This window comes from Streptomyces piniterrae (assembly GCF_005048155.1).
GTDB lineage: Bacteria > Actinomycetota > Actinomycetes > Streptomycetales > Streptomycetaceae > Streptomyces > Streptomyces piniterrae.
Window position 1 is genome coordinate 70953 of the sequence record NZ_SUMB01000011.1, and the last position, 17012, is coordinate 87964.

General features: G+C 72.3%; 16 protein-coding genes. 7 read left to right on the forward strand and 9 right to left on the reverse strand.

Annotated elements, in window-relative coordinates; genetic code table 11:
* The first annotated feature begins 32 nt into the window (after positions 1 to 32).
* Together FCH28_RS27950 and FCH28_RS27955 are read left to right on the forward strand one after the other, a co-directional pair.
* Positions 33 to 1079 (forward strand): ribonucleotide-diphosphate reductase subunit beta, encoded by a 1047-nt coding sequence (locus tag FCH28_RS27950; protein ID WP_136743154.1) that lies wholly within the window; start codon positions 33 to 35, stop codon positions 1077 to 1079.
* A gap of 100 nt (positions 1080 to 1179) precedes the next feature.
* A complete protein-coding gene (locus FCH28_RS27955; protein WP_136742939.1) occupies positions 1180 to 3102 on the forward strand; it encodes a transglycosylase domain-containing protein in 1923 nt (640 codons plus the stop codon).
* Positions 3103 to 3280: 178 nt separating this feature from the next.
* On the opposite strand, the gene def is transcribed toward FCH28_RS27955, so the two are convergent.
* From def to FCH28_RS27985, 6 genes are all read right to left on the reverse strand, one after another.
* Complete coding sequence (gene def / locus FCH28_RS27960) at positions 3281 to 3925, reverse strand: peptide deformylase (RefSeq protein ID WP_136742940.1); 645 nt, start codon at positions 3923 to 3925, stop codon at positions 3281 to 3283.
* A 69-nt stretch (positions 3926 to 3994) separates the two neighbouring features.
* Positions 3995 to 4993, reverse strand: a complete 999-nt coding sequence (locus FCH28_RS27965; RefSeq protein WP_136742941.1) for a tetratricopeptide repeat protein — start codon at positions 4991 to 4993, stop codon at positions 3995 to 3997.
* Positions 4994 to 5587: 594 nt separating this feature from the next.
* Complete coding sequence (locus FCH28_RS27970; RefSeq protein WP_246103288.1) at positions 5588 to 6874, reverse strand: HD-GYP domain-containing protein; 1287 nt, start codon at positions 6872 to 6874, stop codon at positions 5588 to 5590.
* Positions 6871 to 8448, reverse strand: a complete 1578-nt coding sequence (locus FCH28_RS27975) for an HD-GYP domain-containing protein (RefSeq protein ID WP_136742942.1) — start codon at positions 8446 to 8448, stop codon at positions 6871 to 6873. Before FCH28_RS27975 ends, FCH28_RS27970 begins: the two co-directional genes overlap by 4 nt.
* A gap of 187 nt (positions 8449 to 8635) precedes the next feature.
* Positions 8636 to 9052 carry a mycothiol system anti-sigma-R factor gene (gene rsrA / locus FCH28_RS27980; protein WP_136742943.1) on the reverse strand — a complete coding sequence of 139 codons (417 nt, stop codon included), beginning with the start codon at positions 9050 to 9052 and terminating at the stop codon, positions 8636 to 8638.
* Entirely contained in the window at positions 9049 to 9753 is a 705-nt protein-coding gene (locus tag FCH28_RS27985) for a sigma-70 family RNA polymerase sigma factor (RefSeq protein WP_187363942.1), read from the reverse strand. Before FCH28_RS27985 ends, rsrA begins: the two co-directional genes overlap by 4 nt.
* A 332-nt stretch (positions 9754 to 10085) precedes the next feature.
* On the opposite strand from FCH28_RS27985, the gene FCH28_RS27990 reads away from it, so the two are divergent.
* Positions 10086 to 10673 (forward strand): helix-turn-helix domain-containing protein, encoded by a 588-nt coding sequence (locus tag FCH28_RS27990; RefSeq protein WP_136742945.1) that lies wholly within the window; start codon positions 10086 to 10088, stop codon positions 10671 to 10673.
* Between the two features lie 79 nt (positions 10674 to 10752).
* On the opposite strand, the gene FCH28_RS27995 is transcribed toward FCH28_RS27990, so the two are convergent.
* Complete coding sequence (locus FCH28_RS27995) at positions 10753 to 11400, reverse strand: alpha/beta hydrolase family protein (RefSeq protein WP_136742946.1); 648 nt, start codon at positions 11398 to 11400, stop codon at positions 10753 to 10755.
* 89 nt (positions 11401 to 11489) lie between these two features.
* The gene (locus tag FCH28_RS28000; RefSeq protein ID WP_136742947.1) at positions 11490 to 12320 is read right to left on the reverse strand and encodes an SOS response-associated peptidase; all 831 of its coding nucleotides are present in this window, start codon (positions 12318 to 12320) and stop codon (positions 11490 to 11492) included.
* 43 nt (positions 12321 to 12363) lie between these two features.
* On the opposite strand from FCH28_RS28000, the gene FCH28_RS28005 reads away from it, so the two are divergent.
* The 4 genes from FCH28_RS28005 to FCH28_RS28020 all read left to right on the forward strand — a co-directional run bounded on the left by FCH28_RS28005 (position 12364) and on the right by FCH28_RS28020 (position 16075).
* Positions 12364 to 13077, forward strand: a complete 714-nt coding sequence (locus tag FCH28_RS28005) for a M50 family metallopeptidase (protein WP_136742948.1) — start codon at positions 12364 to 12366, stop codon at positions 13075 to 13077.
* Between the two features lie 169 nt (positions 13078 to 13246).
* Positions 13247 to 14611: a 3-phosphoshikimate 1-carboxyvinyltransferase gene (gene aroA / locus FCH28_RS28010; protein ID WP_136742949.1), complete on the forward strand. Its 1365-nt coding sequence runs from the start codon at positions 13247 to 13249 to the stop codon at positions 14609 to 14611.
* A gap of 12 nt (positions 14612 to 14623) precedes the next feature.
* On the forward strand, positions 14624 to 15631 hold the full coding sequence (gene rsgA, locus FCH28_RS28015) for a ribosome small subunit-dependent GTPase A (RefSeq protein WP_136742950.1): 1008 nt from the start codon (positions 14624 to 14626) through the stop codon (positions 15629 to 15631).
* Between the two features lie 120 nt (positions 15632 to 15751).
* Positions 15752 to 16075 carry a DMT family transporter gene (locus FCH28_RS28020; protein WP_136743156.1) on the forward strand — a complete coding sequence of 108 codons (324 nt, stop codon included), beginning with the start codon at positions 15752 to 15754 and terminating at the stop codon, positions 16073 to 16075.
* Positions 16076 to 16097: 22 nt separating this feature from the next.
* Here FCH28_RS28020 and FCH28_RS28025 read toward each other — a convergent pair whose 3' ends face one another.
* Positions 16098 to 16841 (reverse strand): TetR/AcrR family transcriptional regulator, encoded by a 744-nt coding sequence (locus FCH28_RS28025; RefSeq protein ID WP_136742951.1) that lies wholly within the window; start codon positions 16839 to 16841, stop codon positions 16098 to 16100.
* Positions 16842 to 17012 lie beyond the last annotated feature (171 nt).

The window sequence follows — 17012 nt, forward strand, 5'->3', positions numbered from 1 at the left end:
CCTCAACGACGTCGCTGCGCGCCGAAAGCCCCATGGAGACCCCCAACGCCTCCGCCGCGCACACCGCCACCACCGGCGAGAAGAATCTCCTCGACCCGGGCTTCGAGCTGACCCTGCGGCCCATGCGGTACCCGGACTTCTACGACCGCTACCGCGACGCGATCAAGAACACCTGGACCGTGGAGGAGGTCGACCTCCACTCCGACGTCGCCGACCTCGCCAAGCTCTCGCCGGGCGAGCAGCACATGATCGGCCGCCTGGTGGCGTTCTTCGCGACCGGCGACTCCATCGTGGCGAACAACCTGGTCCTGACCCTCTACAAGCACATCAACTCCCCCGAGGCGCGGCTGTACCTGAGCCGTCAGCTCTTCGAGGAGGCGGTGCACGTCCAGTTCTATCTGACGCTGCTGGACACCTATCTCCCCGACCCGGACGACCGCGCCGCCGCCTTCGCGGCCGTGGAGAACATCCCGTCCATCCGGGAGAAGGCCGGATTCTGCTTCAAGTGGATGGACTCGGTCGAGAGCATCGACCGGCTGGAGTCCAAGGCCGACCGGCGCCGCTTCCTGCTGAACCTGATCTGCTTCGCGGCCTGCATCGAGGGGCTGTTCTTCTACGGCGCCTTCGCGTACGTCTACTGGTTCCGCTCGCGCGGTCTGCTGCACGGCCTGGCCACCGGCACCAACTGGGTCTTCCGCGACGAGTCCATGCACATGGAGTTCGCGTTCTCGGTGGTGGACACGGTCCGCGAGGAGGAGCCCGACCTCTTCGACGACAAGCTGGAGCAGCAGGTCACCGAGATGCTCAAGGAGGCCGTCGAGGCCGAGCTGCAGTTCGGTCGCGACCTGTGCGGTGAGGGCCTGCCGGGGATGAACACCGAGTCGATGCGCGAGTACCTCCAGTGCGTCGCCGACCAGCGGCTGCAGCGGCTGGGCTTCGCACCCGTATACGGCTCGGAGAACCCGTTCTCCTTCATGGAGCTGCAGAACGTCCAGGAGCTGACCAACTTCTTCGAGCGCCGGGCCTCGGCCTACCAGGTCGCCGTCGAGGGTTCGGTCTCCTTCGACGACGACTTCTAGGCCGCTTCTCGACGACGCCCCTTCGGCCGGGGCTCCCGCGGATTATGACCGTTCTGTTAGCACGTCAACCGGGAGCCCCATCCGCCTCATCTATCTCTATATGAAGGGCACGAAGGGGCGTCGCCGGTTCATCGACTATCCGCGTCAGGGACGGGAGGGTTGGCGCCGCTGGCTGCCCTCGTGGCGACTGCTGCTCGGCACCGTCGCGCTCGGCCTGACCGGCATAGCGGGGCTGTTCGTGATCGTCTACATCAACGTGGACATCCCGACCGAGAACGACCTGGCGGGTAAGGAAGCCACCCTCTATTACTGGGCGGACGGCAGCCAGATGGTGAGCGTGGGCGCCGTCAACCGGCAGAACGTCTCACTGGACAAGGTCCCGGACTCCGTCGAGAACGCGGTGATCTCGGCGGAGAACGCCACGTTCTACAGCGATTCCGGGGTCTCCCTCCAGGGCATCGCCCGCGCCATGGTGAACATGGTCTCCGGCGGGGACGCCCAGGGCGGTTCCACCATCACCCAGCAGTATGTGAAGAACACCTATCTTTCGCAGGACCAGACGGTCACCCGTAAGGTCAAGGAATTCATCATCGCGCTGAAGGTGAACAACCAGCAGTCCAAGCAGGACATTCTGCGCGGCTATCTCAACACCAGCTGGTTCGGGCGCGGTTCGTACGGAATCCAGGCGGCCGCCCACGCGTATTACGGCATCGACGCGGAGCGGCTGAACCCCAGCCAGGGAGCGCTGCTGGCGGCCACGCTGAAGGGGTCGGAGCAGTACGACCCGGGCCTGAGCAAGGCCAATCACGAGCGGGCCGTGGCCCGCTGGAAATGGATCCTCGACCGGCAGGTCACCACCGGCCACATGAGCCAGCGGGACCGGGACCGATACCAGGAGTTCCCCGAGCCGCGGCCGCTGTCGAAGCCCACCAGCCAGGCCGGCCAGACCGGCTATCTCGTCGATATCGCCAACAAGTTCATCAAGAGCGAAACCGGGCTGACCGACAAGGACCTGGCGCGCGGCGGCTATCGCATTCACACCACCTTCGACAAACAGCGCACCCACCGGCTGGAAAAGGCCGTCAACAAAATCCGCAAGCAGAACATCGACCCGAAGAAGCGCGCGGCCGACACCTTCGTGGAATTCGGCGCGGCCTCCGTACGCCCCAGTGACGGGGCGATCGTCGCGGTTTACGGCGGCGCGGACGCGACCCGGCATTTCAGCAACAACGCGGACACCTCCGCCGTGCCGGCGGGATCGGCGTTCAAGCCGTTCGTGCTCGCGGCCGCCCTCCGGCAGCAGAACGAGGCGCCCGAGGCGCTGCCGCCGCACAAGGCGGTCTGGGAGCGCGACTTCGGGCAGCTGAGCGCGGCCCTGATGAATGCCGAGAGCCCGCCGTTCGTGCAGACCGGGCAGCGTATCGGGCTGGAGGCGATCCGGGATCTGGTGGTGGCCGCGGGGATGCGCGAGGAGAGCCTGGCGCAGCTGGAGCAGACGTTCCCGCTCGGCACCTCGGCGCCCAGTGCGATCCGGATGGCGAGCGCCTACACCACCTTCGCCAACGGCGGGCTGCACGCCGACCCGTACGCGGTGTCCCGGATGTCCCACAACGGGAAGCCGGTGACCGGCTTCGACCGCCCGGAGCCCGAGGAGGTGCTCACCCCGGAGATCGCCCAGCGGGTGACCGGGACCCTGGAGGGCCTGGGCTGGCGCACACTGGGGACCCCGGACCAGCAGTTGCCGTTGCAGCCGGTCGCGGCCGGTGTCTCGGAGCCCAGCGACCGGATGAAGTCGGCGTGGTTCATCGGCACCACCTCCGGGCCCGGCACCGCACCCGGCATCCGCCCGGACCGCGCGCCCGGCGCCGGTGACGGCAGCGAGCCGACCACCGCGATCACCATGTTCCGCAACAAGGCGGGGACGCCCGAACTGCTGCCGATGCAGGGCGTCGGCGGCCCCGAGTCCGGGCTGGGCACGGCGATCCCGCCGCGGATCTGGAGCGCGTACCAGAACGGGGCGTAGCCGCTGCCGGGGTGTGGGCTGCGGCGGGGGCTGCGGCTGCGCCTGTTTCCGTCCCCTAGGGGTTGTTCGAACAGATCCCCTAGGGGATGCGAGGACCCCTGCGGGCCCACAACGCAGGGGTGGCAGGCGTTATTCCTGTGAGACGCGGCCCGTCATCGCTTCGGGCAGCGCCTCACGCTCAGTCGTTGGCGACGACGGGGTAGCGCGGCTCGCGCTCGGCCATCTGCTTCAGCGCGTCCTTGCGGTCGCGCTTGGAGAGCCGGTCGATGTAGAGGTAGCCGTAGAGGTGATCGGTCTCGTGCTGCAGGCAGCGCGCGAAGTAACCGGTGCCCTCGATGGCGACCGGCCGGCCCTTGGCGTCCTGGCCCCGCACCACGGCATAGTCCGGACGGGCCAGCTCGGCATACGCGCCCGGCACCGAAAGGCAGCCCTCGTTGGAGTCGTCCAGCACCCGGCGCTCGGCCGGCAGCTCGTCCAGGACCGGGTTGCAGACCGCGCCGACGTGCCGTACGCCCGAGTCGTCCAGGCAGTCGTAGACGAAGACCTTCAGATCCACACCGATCTGGTTCGCGGCCAGGCCCACGCCCTCGGCGGTGCGCTGGCTGGCGAACATGTCGTCGATCAGCTGCGCGAGCTCGTCGCCGAAGTCCGTGACGTCCTTGCACTCCTTGTGGAGCACCGGATTGCCGACCACGGTGATCGGCCGCGAGGTGCCGCGCTCGCGGTGGGCGGCCTCCCGCTGCGCCGCGTCCGTCGTGTCGTCGATGAACTCTTCGTCCACGCGCTGCTCACCGTCTTGATCAAACACAGGCTGCTGGGCCATCTCTCCGCCGTTCGCCTTCCTGAAAACCCTGAAAACCCTGATTAGTCGCCCTACAGACTACGGGGGCGCTCAGCAGACCTCTTCAAGATCCCGCCATTCCCTGCTGTCCGGGCTGTCCGCGACCCAGCCGTCCAGCAGCCCGCGCACCAGGGCGGCGGGCGCCGCGATACCGCATTCGCGCTCCGGCACCCACAGGGAACCCGAGCCCGCGGTGCGGTGCCCGAGCGGCCCGGGGTGGCCCGGCTCACTGTGATCATGCGGGTCCAGGTGCTCGCCGTCGCCCTCGTCGCTGGGCATCCGGCTCTCCGAGCAGGTACGGCACAGCAGCCGCACGGACGACGACCAGTCCTCGGCGGCGAAGCCGGCATCGGCGGCGAGGCGCTCCAGGGCGTCCCTGTCGGCCTCTGTGGCGGCCTCCAGGAGCACCACCCAGGTGGGCACCGGGGAGGGCGCCCACAGCTCGATCTCGTCGAAGACGGGGTACGCCCTGGTGGTGCCGTCGGCGGCGACGGTGGTCCGCTCGCCGTGCGGGACGCCGTCGTGCAGCACGACCTCGCCCCAGCGCCGCCCGGAGGACGGCAGCGGGATGGACAGCACCTCGATACGGGCCGGGTCCAGCCGGCGGCCCCAGACCACCTCGGCCTCGCCCTCGGGCGACAGCCGGACGGCGGCGCTGCCCAGGGCCATCCCGGCCGGCGGCCCGGACGGCGAACCCTCCGCGGGGACCTTGAGGCCGTACGCCTGCCAGGCGCGGCGGGCCAGCGGCCAGTCCTGCAGCGCGGTGGCGGCGATCCCGACGTTCCACCAGTCGGGGGCCCCGGTCTCGCGGTCCAGCAGGGCGACGGCGCGCAGCCCGGCGGCGCGCGCCTGCTCCCAGTCGTGCCGGAACTTGTGCAGCAGCGCGAGATTGAACCAGGACTCCGAGAGCCACGGCTCCATGTCGGCGGCGCGGGTCAGCAGCGCGCCCGCGTCCTCGTAACGGCCGTCGCCGATCAGCGTGAAAGCGCGGTCGGTCGCCTGCCGCCACGAGGCGGAGGGCCGGTGCCGTACCTTGCCGAAGATCCTCACGATTCCCGCCTGCTGGTCGCTCTTGTGCCGCTCCGGATGTGTCCCGGGCGGTCACCCGGGGCCGTCTGGGGGCCCACTCGACAACCTGCCACAGATTGCCGCGGGACTCAGCCCGATAGCTGCGCCCCCTGCGGCTCCCTGCCCTTCGCCGACCCCCTGAATCCCCCTGAGAGGGGCTTCCTTCGCATCCAACCATGCCCATCTCGGGGGGCGCTCATTACCCATGGGTTCCACGACGTTGGGCGGGCCCCGAACGCTCTGCGGCCGCGCTGTGAGCGGGATCCGGGCGGCCCCGCGCTCCCGCGCCGGTCGCGGCCCTACTGGCCCGTAGACGCCCCCCGGAAGCGGCCCCGAGCGAAGGCGCCCGCTCCGGTTCCGCGTACCGCGAACATGCCGTGGCGGCGTATTTCCGGTAGGGCGAGGCAACGGACCACGTCCTTACGGGATCGCGCCCTTACGGGGTCATGCTCTTACGGGATCACGCCCTTACGGGACCGCCCCTGTGAAGCTCATACGCGATCACGGTCTTACGGATCGCGGTCCTACGGCTCACCGCCGCACGGATCACCGTCTTGCGGATCGCTCTCCTACGGATCACGCCGTCCGGCCGTTGCGTGCGAGGACCCGGGCGAGCGCCTCGACGACCCCGGGCTCGTAGTCCTGTGCGGTGGACAGCCGCAGTCGCTCCAGGGCGCGCAGGGGTCCGCCGGGCGCCGCGGACTCACCCGCCAGATCGTCGTAGGCGTTGACGGCACGGACGATACGCGCCGTGAGCGGCTGATCCCGGAACGGATCCGCCTGCCGCTCGACGACCACCGCGACCTCCGCCGGGACCCCGGTCTGGCGCACAACGGCGCCGCCCAGCAGCGCGATCCGTCGCTGATCCGCGGGCGGCAGCGACGCGGTCGCACCCGCCGGCACCGGGTCGAGGAGCGAGAGCTGCCCGATGTCGTGCATCAGCGCGGCGTATTCGAGTACGTCCAGGTCCGGTTCGTTCAGGCCCAGTTCGCGGCCCACCGCCCGGCTGAGCGCGGCCACCCGGCGGGCGTGGCCGTGCGCTGTGTAGCCGGCGATCTCGGTGGCGCGGGCGAGCGAGGCGATGGTCTGGCGGTAGGTGTCGCGTACGGCGGCGAACCGGCGGAACGCGAACTGGGTCAGCAGCAGCGGCAGACAGAAGACGGGCAGCGCCCAGAGCCCGGCGACCGCGGTGGCGAGCGAGATGACCACCCCGGTCGCGCAGACCGCGGAGCCGATGCCGGGCAGCGCCCGCAACTCGTCGCGCAGCAGCGGCCCGTACGGCCAGCCGGTGCGGGCGCGGTGGAGCGCGGCGGCCAGCACCGCGTCGCACAGCGCGGTGAGCGCCAGCAGCCCGATCATGAAGAACGGGTAGGCCGGGCCGCCCGCCGGCCAGGCCGCCAACGGCCCCGCGGCGTGCAGGGGTTGGCAGCAGACGGCGGCGAACCCGGCGGTCAGCACCCGGCGGGCGAGGGGGTCGAGGGCCGGGCCCCGGCCGAGCGCGATCCGCGGGACCAGCGCCACCAGGCCGGCCGCCAGGACGACCGCCACGACCTGCGGCACGTCGTGCGTCGCCGGCCGGCCGCCGACCTCGCCGAGCAGCGCGTACGCCAGCGCGCCGGCCGCGCCGAGAGGTGCGTGCTCCCGCTCCCCGGCCGCCCGGCCCGGCCCGCCCGCCCGCGCGGGCTCCCAGCGCACCAGCTCACCCACCGTGATCAGCACTCCGAAGGCCAGCGCCGTCCCGCGATCGGCCACGCCGTCCCACAGGGTCCGGCCGAGCCCCCAGCACGCCAGCGCGGCGGCCGCGGCGTAGACACCGGCGACGACGGCGCTCGCGCGCGGCCGCACCCCTGGGCCGCCGCTCACCGCTCACCGTCCCGGCCGGACCAAGGGGCCCCCTGCGCGGCCCTTTCCGCATGGCCCGCGCGGCCTGCGGGGCGCGCAAGGCCCGCACGCTCCGCGTCCTCTGCGCCTTCTGCGCGATCGGTACGGGCGGCGCGGGCGGTGCGATCTGCGCGCCCTGCGTGGTCCACGCGATCCGTGCGGTGCGCCCGCGCCGTCGGCGCCCGCACCGCCCCCTCCGCCCGCACAGGCGAGACGTTTCCTCTACCGCCGGTCGCCTCCGGTTCCGCGTCCGCCGCCATCACCAGGTCGGGCTGCCAGCCGTACCGCGCCAGTGACGCCGTCAGCGCCCGTACCATCCGCGGATCGAACTGCGCACCGGCGCATTTCCGCAGCTCCGCCACGGCCGCGGACACCGGGCGGGCCCTGCGGTAGGAGCGGGTGGAGGTCATCGCGTCGAAGGCGTCCGCGACCGCCACCACCCGGGCGAATTCCGGGATCTGGTAGCCCGCCAGGCCGTACGGGTAGCCGCGGCCGTCCACCCGCTCATGGTGGTGGAGAATCGCGGCCCGCGCCTCGCCCAGGAACCCGATGCCGCGCACGATCTCGTGCCCGTACTCGGGATGCAGCTCGATGACGCGGCGTTCGTCCGGAGTCAGCGGGCCGTCCTTGCGCAACAGCCGGGTGGGGACGCCGAGTTTGCCGACGTCGTGCAGGATGCCGGCGAACCGCAGCACCTCCAGGCGGTCCTCCGCCATGCCCAGCTCCCGGGCGATCATCACCGACGCACGCCCGACCCGCTCACTGTGCCCGCGGGTGTAGCGGTCCTTGATGTCCACGGCCTGGACGAGGGCGCGGATGGTGGCCTGATGGGCGGCCCGCTCGCGGTGGTACTGGGCGAAGACCCAGCAGGAGAGGTACATCGGCAGCAGCACCAGCAGTGCCGCGGGCGGTCCGTACGCGCTGCGCCACAGGACCGCCATCATCAGGCCGGCGAGCCCGTGCACCAGATACGGCGCCAGTGAGCGGGTCAGCAGCCCGCGCCAGGCGGTGCGTGCAGGACGCCGCTCGGCGGCGATCAGCACCCCGCCGTCCAGGGCGGCGAGCAGGGCGCAGAAGGTGCCGGCGGCGGCCATGGCGGGCAGCAGCAGTACGGGGAACCGCGGTGCGGACAGCGGGTGGTCGACGAGCGCCCGGAAGACATGGGAGGCCGCGCAGCAGGCCAGTGCCAGCTCGGCGGCGTGCCAGATCTTGCGGGCACCGGCCGAGCGGGGCGCGGTACGGGTGACCAGCGCGCCGGGGACGGCGGTCAGCGCGGCCAGCGACGGCGGCAGAAGAAAGGATCCGGCCAGCAGGACGGGGCTTGCCCAGCCGGAGGGAAGCCCCCCGGGTCTCCCGTAGGAGCCCATACCGAACGGCACCCGGCCCAACAACGGGCAGCGGCGGAGCCGTTCGCAGATTCCGTAGAGAGTGGCGAGGACCAGGGCGCTGGTCCAGGGGGTGTGGGGCCCGAGCCGTAACGCGGGGGCGGCACACAACGTGGCGGCCAGGGCGGCGCCTCCGATATACCCTCGCGCGGCCGCCGGAATTCCCCGCATCGCGCCCTCCTCACCATGCCCACCGCTCTCCCCCGGGCTCCTGAGGAGTCGGGGGACCCCATATCGCACCGCATCCGGGTGCGTGGGTCCGGGTGAGAATAGAGGGACTGGGACGCGGGAGAAGGCGCATCAGCGCATTGAGCGGGACCTGTTGGCCCGCCCTCACCCCTTAGGGTGACGCTTCGCCTTATTCGGCCCGCGCGCTCTCGGTCCGTGCATCGGCGGGCTCGGCGGCGTCGTCCTCGCCGGAGCCCTGCCCTTCCTCGGCGGCCGCGGCCTCGGCCGTCTGCGCGCGCTGCGCCTGCTCGTGCTTGGCCTGTTCGAGCACGCTGAGCTCGGGCACCTCTTCCCCGGCCCGGATCAGATCGATCCGGCCCATGACCTTGGAGCGCAGGTCGGTGGGGACGTCGTCATGGCCGCAGCAGCGCTTGACGAGCTTCTTCACGGCCTGCTCCAGGCCGTACTTCTCCAGGCACGGCGAGCATTCGTCGAGATGCACCTGGAATTCCGCGCACTCCCCGGCGGGCATCTCCCGGTCGAGATACTCGTACAGGTGGTCAAGGACCTCTGAGCAGTCCTTCTCGTGCGGCTCTCCGCAGCTCATGATCCCGAGCCTTTCCGGTCGTGCGACCCCGACGTCTGCGTGGCCTGCGTATCAGCGGCCGACGCTCCCGCCGGGACCAGCCCGCGCTCGCGGGCGTAGTCCTCCAGCATGCCGCGCAGTTGGCGCCGCCCGCGGTGCAGACGGGACATCACCGTGCCGATGGGTGTCCCCATGATGTCCGCGATCTCCTTGTACGCAAAGCCCTCGACATCCGCGAGATAGACCGCGATGCGGAATTCCTCCGGAATCGCCTGGAGCGCCGCCTTCACGTCCGAGTCGGGCAGATGGTCGAGCGCCACCGACTCCGCGGTCTGCAGCCCGGTCGACATATGCGACTCGGCGCGCGCCAGCTGCCAGTCCTCGATCTCGTCGGCGGCGCTGCGCTGCGGTTCCCGCTGCTTCTTGCGGTAGGTGTTGATGAAGGTGTTGGTCAGGATGCGGTACATCCACGCCTTGAGGTTGGTGCCCTCACGGAACTGATGGAAGGACGCGTACGCCTTCGCGTACGTCTCCTGCACAAGGTCCTCCGCGTCGGCCGGATTGCGCGTCATGCGCAGCGCGGCGGAGTACATCTGGTCCAGGAAGGTCAGCGCGTCCCGCTCGAAGCGCGCATTGCGCTCGACGGAGCTCTCCTTCCGGCTCGCAGCCTGCTCCTGAGCCGTGCTGTCGGTCCCTGCGTCGGTCCCAGTGACCGGACCCACCTCCTCCAACACCGTGACGGATCCGGATGCGGACCCCCTCGAATCGGAGAATAGACGACGACCCGGTGCCGCCGCCGCTCCAGCCATGGCGGGCTGCGTCCCCTGCATCTGCGACCACTGCAGGTCAGCGGCCGGGCGGGCGGGGCAGGCGATTCCCATGGGGCGGACTCCCATTCCTCATGCTGCGCTGGCGTTTCTCGTTACCTACGCCAGGGACAACAGCCGCGCCCCGCGGGTCATTCCCGCCCGCGGCGACTTCTCGCGCCGGGTTTTCCCACGCGTTCCCGCCTCGCCGGGTTGACAAATCGCATTGCCGCTTCAGCAATGAGTGCATGGACGACAACGCGTACGAGCGGGTGCTGGCGGATGTGGGGCCGCGACTGCGGCGGGTGCGGCAGGAACGCGGGGTGACGCTGGCCGCGCTCTCGGCGGCGACCGGTATCTCGGTGAGCACCCTGTCGCGGCTGGAGTCCGGCGGCCGCAAGGCCACTCTCGAACTGCTGCTGCCGCTGGCGCAGGCCCATCAGGTGCCGCTGGACGAGCTGGTGGGGGCGCCCGAGGTCGGCGATCCGCGGGTGCGGGCGGTGCCGCAGCGGCGCGGCCATATGACCGTGGTGCCGCTGACCCGCCAACCGGGTGCCCTCCAGGCGTTCAAGCTCGTCATGGACCCGGTCGAGGGCCCGCGCGAGCAGCGTGTGCACGAGGGCTACGAGTGGCTGTACGTACTGTCCGGGCGGCTGCGGCTGCTGCTGGCCGACCGGGATGTGGAGCTGCGGGCCGGGGAGGCAGCGGAGTTCGACACCCGGCTGCCGCACTGGTTCGGTCCCGCGGGCGAGGAACCCGTCGAGCTGCTGAGCCTCTTCGGCCGGCAGGGCGAGCGGATGCACGTCCGGGCACGGCCGCGCGCCCGTGCCGACTGACGCACAGGCCATCGAAGGCAGTACGTCGGAGACCTCAGCGGTTCGGAGCCTCAGCGGCGGAGCCCCCGTGACACAGCCCTCAGCCGAGCAGCCCGTCCAGCCAGGCCAGCACGGCGTCGGTGAGCGCGGCCATCGACTCCGCCTCGCCGACGCCCGCCGACTTCGGCACCGCGAATCCATGATCCCCGTACGCCACCTCGGCGAGCTCCGTACCGGGCGGGAACTCCTCCGGCCGCCCGAACGGGTCCCGTGCCCCCTGGACGACCAGCGTCGGGACCCCGGCCCCGGTCAGCTCGTCCACCCGGGAGCGCTCCGGCTTGCCCGGCGGATGCAGCGGGAAGCTGAGCGCCAGGACGGCGTACGCGCCCAGTTCGCGCGCCGTACGGCAGGCCACCCGGGCGCCCGCGCTCCGGCCGCCGGCGACCACCGGCAGCCCCGGCTTCGCCAGCGCGGGCCACAGCGCCGTCCAGCCGGCGTCCAGGGTCTTCGGCGCGGGCGCCACCTTCTTGCCCGCCACCCGCCACGGCTGCTCGACCAGCGCCACGGTGTATCCGCGGGCCGGCAGCGCGGCCGCCAGGGCCTGGAGGTCACGCGCCCCGATCCCGCCGCCGGCGCCGTGGCCGAGCGCCACCACCGCCTGGACCGGCTCCGGGTCGCGGTACCAGGTGATCCGCGCGTCGCCCGCCGGCGTCCCGACCGTCTCGGTCTCTTTCACCCTCGTGCTCATACGTCCATCCTGCCCGCGCCCGGGGCGCGCGGGCACGCCAGCGCGCCAGGGCCCGGGTGCGCCCGCCCCGGACACGGCGCGCCCGCGCCTCAGAACAGGGTGCCGACCTCCGGCCCGTCGAGCTCCGTGAGCAGCTCGGGCCCGTTGTTGCGGACGTTGCTGACGTCCGTCGGAACGGGATGGGCCCGCATCAGCCCGCCCGGCGGCGGCGCCAGCAGCTCGCGCAGCGCGACCGGGTCGGTGTGGGCGGGGTCGAGCCAGGCGTCCCAGCGGTCCGGCGGCAGGACCAGCGGCATCCGGGGGTGGATGTCGGCCAGGGACTGCGGCCCCTCGCCCCCGGTGGCGCCGGCCAGCGGGCCGGTCTCCGCCTCGGTCGTCACGACGGTGCAGGTCACCCACCAGGCCAGGGGGTGGTCACCGGGCAGCGTCCGGTCCCGCCAGAACTCGTACAGCCCCGCCATCGCCATCACCGAGCCGTCGGCGGGCGTCACGAAATACGGCTGCTTACGGGGCCGCTTGCGGCGGCCCTGCTCCTCCAGCTGCCGCTCGGCGGCGTCGGTGACCCACTCGAAATAGCCGTCCCCGGGGAGCAGGCAGCGGCGGGCCGCGAACGCCTGCCGGAAGGACGGCTTCTCGTGCACCGTCTCCGCCCTCGCGTTGATCATCTTCGCGGCGCCTTCGGGCGACTTCGACCACGACGGGACCAGGCCCCACTTCAGCGTCCGGAGCTGGCGCACCGGGCCCGGCGGGAAACCGTCCGCCGCCGCGCCCTTGAGGGGACGTTCGAGCACCGCGTGCACGTTGACCGTCGGAGCCACGTTCCAGCTGGGCGCCAGGGTCTCCGTCGGCTCCCACCGCTGGACGTCGAAGATTCCCGCCAGGTCCTCGGGCCGACGACTCGCTGCATACCTACCGCACATGCATGCCACACTGCCATGCACACCAAGGGGAGACGCGGAGACTATGGACACCGACCACATCACCGACCTCTGGAGCCGCGTCGTCGGGGCCCAGCCCGCCCCGTCCCTGTGGCTGGTGATCGCCACCGGGGTGCTGGCACTGGGCACCGTGGTCCCGCGCACCGCCTGGCGGCTGTCGCGGAACGCCGTGACCATCGCGCACGAGGGCGGCCACGGGCTGATCGCCCTGGTCACCGGCCGCCGCCTGGACGGCATCCGGCTGCACTCGGACACCTCGGGGCTGACCGTCTCCCGCGGCAAGCCGACCGGCATCGGCATGGTGCTGACCGCCGCGGCCGGCTACACCGCGCCGTCCCTGCTGGGTCTCGCCGGCGCCGCGCTGCTGGCCTCGGGGCACATCACGGCGCTGCTGTGGGGCGCCACCGCGCTGCTCCTCGCGATGCTGGTCATGATCCGCAACGCCTACGGGGTGCTCACCGTCGTCCTGGCCGGCGCCGCCTTCTTCCTCGTCTCCTGGCTGACGACACCGCACGTGCAGGCGGCGTTCGCGTACGCCGTGGTGTGGTTTCTGCTGCTGGGCGGCGTCCGGCCGCCGTTCGAGCTGATGGGCAAGCGGCGGCGGGGCAGCGCGGGGGACTCCGACCCGGACCAGCTGGCCCGCCTCACCAACGTCCCGGCGGCCCTCTGGCTCGGCCTGTTCCACGTGGTGACGCTGTGCTCCCTGATAGGCGGCGGGCAGTGGATGCTCGGGCTGTGACCCGGCCCGCTGCCCCCGCCCCGGGGAGGTCCGGCCGCGCCGGTGCGCCCGGCCCGGCGCTCCTGGCTCCGCGGGCGCACTACCAGTGTCATGTTTCGGAGAGGTTGCACTGGGTGTGCACCACTTTTGATCAAGATCGGCACCCTTGCCCAGCCATTAAAGTAAGGGCATGACCGAGAGCCCCGCACTTCCCGCCCTGTGGCCCGCCCCCCTCGCCCCCGGGGCCGTCGATGCAACCGTGACGGTGCCCGGCTCGAAATCGGTCACCAACCGCGGCCTGGTCCTGGCCGCCCTGTCCTCCGAGCCCGGCTGGCTGCGCCGCCCGCTGCGCTCCCGCGACACGCTCCTGATGGCCGAGGCCCTGCGCACCATGGGCGTCGGCATCGAGGAGACCGCCTCCTCCAGCTCCGCCGGCGCGGTGGGGCAGGCCGGCGGCGGCGAGGCCTGGCGGGTGATCCCGGCGGGGCTGCACGGCCCGGCCACCGTCGACGTCGGCAACGCCGGCACGGTCATGCGCTTCCTCCCGCCGGTCGCGGCGCTCGCCGACGGCCCGATCCGCTTCGACGGCGACCCGCGCTCCTACGAGCGCCCGCTCGGCGGCGTCATCGAGGCGCTGCGCGCACTCGGCGCCCGCATCGACGACGACGGCCGCGGCTCGCTCCCGATGACGGTGCACGGCGGCGGCGCCCTCGACGGCGGCCCGGTCGAGATCGACGCCTCCTCGTCCTCCCAGTTCGTCAGCGCCCTGCTGCTGTCCGCACCGCGCTTCAACCAGGGCGTGGAGGTACGGCACGTCGGCGCGGCGCTGCCGTCGATGCCGCACATCCGGATGACCGTCGACATGCTGCGCAGCGTCGGCGCCCAGGTGGACACCCCCGAGGCGGGCGGCGAGCCGAACGTCTGGCGGGTCACCCCCGGCGCCCTCCTGGGCCGCGACCTGATCGTCGAGCCCGACCTGTCCAACGCCCAGCCGTTCCTGGCCGCGGCGCTGGTCACCGGCGGCAAGGTCACCATCCCGGACTGGCCCGAGCACACCACGCAGCCCGGTGACGCGCTGCGCGAGATCTTCACCACCATGGGCGGTTCCTGCGAGCTGACCGACCAGGGCCTGACCTTCACCGGCAGCGGCCGCATCCACGGCATCGACGTCGACCTCGGCGAGGTCGGCGAGCTGACCCCGGGCATCGCCGCCGTCGCCGCCCTGGCCGACTCCCCCTCCACCCTGCGCGGCGTCGCCCATCTGCGGCTCCACGAGACCGACCGGCTGGCCGCGCTCACCAAGGAGCTCAACGAGCTCGGCGGCGACGTCACCGAAACGGCGGACGGGCTGCACATCCGGCCGCGCGCGCTGCACGGCGGTGTCTTCCACACCTACGACGACCACCGGCTGGCCACCGCCGCCGCGATCATCGGCCTCGCCGTCGAGGGCGTCGAGGTGGAGAACGTCGCCACCACCGGGAAGACGCTGCCCGACTTCCCCGCGATGTGGACGGACATGCTCGACCCGGCGGCCGCCCCCGCCCGGAGAGTCTGAGGGCCGGCCGCCATGCGCCGCTACGGCAAGAACCCCGACGAGGACGACATCCGTGTCCGCCCCAACCCCAAGGGCAACCGCCCCCGGACCAACATCCGCCCCAAGCACGAGGACGCCGGCGCCGGCCTGGTCCTGACCGTCGACCGCGGCCGCCTGACCTGCCTGGTCGACGGCCGCACGGTCACCGCGATGAAGGCCCGCGAACTGGGCCGCAAGAGCGCGGTCGTCGGCGACCGGGTCGCCGTCGTCGGCGATCTGACCGGCGCCAAGGACACCCTCGCCCGGATAGTCCGGGTGGAGCCGCGCACCTCGACACTGCGCCGTACGGCCGACGATGACGACCCGTTCGAACGGGTCGTGGTCGCCAACGCCGACCAGCTCGCCATCGTCACCGCGCTCGCCGACCCCGAGCCGCGTCCGCGCCTGATCGACCGCTGTCTGGTCGCCGCCTACGACGCCGGGCTGGACCCGCTGCTCGTCCTGACCAAGTCCGATCTGGCGTCCGCCGACGCCCTGTTGGAGTCCTACGGCGCGCTGGGCGTCCCCTATGTCGTCACCAACCGAGACGAACTGGCCGACGGCAGCGCCGCCGAGCGGGTACGGGAACAGCTGACGGGCCGTATGACGGCGTTCGTCGGGCACTCCGGTGTGGGCAAGACGACCCTGGTCAACGCCCTGGTCCCGGAACGCCGACGGGCAACCGGGCATGTCAACGCGGTCACCGGCCGCGGCCGCCACACCACGACCTCGGCGCTGGCCCTGCCCCTTCCCGGTGACTCGGGCTGGGTCATCGACACCCCGGGCGTACGGTCCTTCGGGCTGCACCACGTCGATCCGTCGCGGGTGATCCACGCCTTCCCCGACCTCGAACCGGGCACCGCCGACTGCCCGCGCGCCTGCAGCCACGACGAACCCGACTGCGCCCTGGACGCGTGGGTGGCCGACGGCCACGCCGACCCCGCGCGCCTGTACTCGCTGCGCCGGCTGCTGGCGACCCGGGAGCGACGCGAGGGCGACTGACCGCCGTAATCCGCTGCCGTCCGTCCGAGGTAACTGCATAATCACACCAAGGCTGGCGAAGCGGTCACCGAACCCGCGTCGCCGGGACGGGGACGCGGGCGGAGGCAATGCGATATGGCGATGGCGTGGTTCCTGGTCGTCGTGGCCGGGCTCCTGGAGACCGGCTTCGCGGTCTGCCTCAAGCTCTCGCACGGCTTCACCCGGCTCTTCCCCACCATCGCCTTCGCCGCCTTCGCCCTCGGCAGCTTCGGCCTGCTGACGCTCTCGCTGCGCCGGCTCGACGTCGGCCCGGCCTACGCGGTCTGGACCGGCATCGGCGCGGCCGGCACTGCGATCTACGGCATGGTCTTCCTGGGCGATGTGGTCTCCACCCTGAAGCTGGTCTCCATCACCCTGGTCATCGTCGGCATCATCGGCCTCCAGCTCTCGGGCTCGGCACAGTGAACGCACGCTGGGGGGGGCATCCTCAGGACCCGTCAGCCCGCCGCTCCGGTACACCCCGTGACGCCCTGACGGCTGCGGGATCCCCGGCCGCCTCTCCCCCGCCCGGCAGTCGGGCGAACGCGCCCCGTACGAGCCGCGACACCGCCTCCGCCTCGGGTACGGGTGCCGCCGGTCCTGCCGGGGCGACCACGCAGGACAGGGTCAGCCGCGCCGCGGTCTCGCAGGCGGCGCCGAGCGCGGGCAGCTCCTCCTCGGGCCAGCCCGGCTCCAGGGCCGCCACCGCCCGGTCGCAGAACCGGCCGACCAGCTCGGCCGGCCCCGGCAGCGGCCTCTCACCGGACGACTCGGCGCGCTGTCCGGGCACTCCCGTACGCGCGGCCCGTACGGGAGCCGGTTCCGCCACGGGAGGAGCCGGCAGCCGGTCGCTCCAGCAGCCCGTCAGCGCGGCCCTGACCAGGGGGTTGGCGCGCGCCGTACGCAGCGTCCAGGCGGCCGCGGCCACCACCCTGCCGGCCGCGTCGTCCCGTGGCCCGGCGGCCGCGGCGCCCTCCTGGGCCAGCAGCCGGTCGACGCCCGCCAGGTAGTTGTCGGTCTCCCGGCGTACGAGGGCGCGGGCCAGCCCCTCCTTGCTGCCGAACTCGTTGTAGAGGGTCTGGCGGGACACGCCGGCCGCGGTCGCGACGTCGACCATCCGGACGGCCGCCCAGGCCCGCGTCGTCAGCGCCGTCATGGCGGCATCCAGCAGGGATTCACGCGCTGCGGGCATCCGTCGCCTCCCGGGCCGCCGGCCCATGTGGCCGGAGTGCGCACAGAATTGACGCGGCGCCATGCACTGTCAAGGGTCGCCGCACGACCGGCCCGGGAGGCCTCGCACACCGGGCCCGCGGGTGTCACACGTCCGGCCGGGCATGGCCATGTGGCTCCCGCGTATACCAGT

Coding starts and splice junctions, on each gene's coding strand:
- FCH28_RS27950 (WP_136743154.1), top strand. CDS start 33: ATGGAGACCCCCAACGCCTCCGCCGCGCACACCGCCACCACCGGCGAG.
- FCH28_RS27955 (WP_136742939.1), top strand. CDS start 1,180: ATGAAGGGCACGAAGGGGCGTCGCCGGTTCATCGACTATCCGCGTCAG.
- def (WP_136742940.1), bottom strand. CDS start 3,925: ATGGCCCAGCAGCCTGTGTTTGATCAAGACGGTGAGCAGCGCGTGGAC.
- FCH28_RS27975 (WP_136742942.1), bottom strand. CDS start 8,448: ATGCGGGGAATTCCGGCGGCCGCGCGAGGGTATATCGGAGGCGCCGCC.
- rsrA (WP_136742943.1), bottom strand. CDS start 9,052: ATGAGCTGCGGAGAGCCGCACGAGAAGGACTGCTCAGAGGTCCTTGAC.
- FCH28_RS27990 (WP_136742945.1), top strand. CDS start 10,086: ATGGACGACAACGCGTACGAGCGGGTGCTGGCGGATGTGGGGCCGCGA.
- FCH28_RS27995 (WP_136742946.1), bottom strand. CDS start 11,400: ATGAGCACGAGGGTGAAAGAGACCGAGACGGTCGGGACGCCGGCGGGC.
- FCH28_RS28000 (WP_136742947.1), bottom strand. CDS start 12,320: ATGTGCGGTAGGTATGCAGCGAGTCGTCGGCCCGAGGACCTGGCGGGA.
- FCH28_RS28005 (WP_136742948.1), top strand. CDS start 12,364: ATGGACACCGACCACATCACCGACCTCTGGAGCCGCGTCGTCGGGGCC.
- aroA (WP_136742949.1), top strand. CDS start 13,247: ATGACCGAGAGCCCCGCACTTCCCGCCCTGTGGCCCGCCCCCCTCGCC.
- rsgA (WP_136742950.1), top strand. CDS start 14,624: ATGCGCCGCTACGGCAAGAACCCCGACGAGGACGACATCCGTGTCCGC.
- FCH28_RS28020 (WP_136743156.1), top strand. CDS start 15,752: ATGGCGTGGTTCCTGGTCGTCGTGGCCGGGCTCCTGGAGACCGGCTTC.
- FCH28_RS28025 (WP_136742951.1), bottom strand. CDS start 16,841: ATGCCCGCAGCGCGTGAATCCCTGCTGGATGCCGCCATGACGGCGCTG.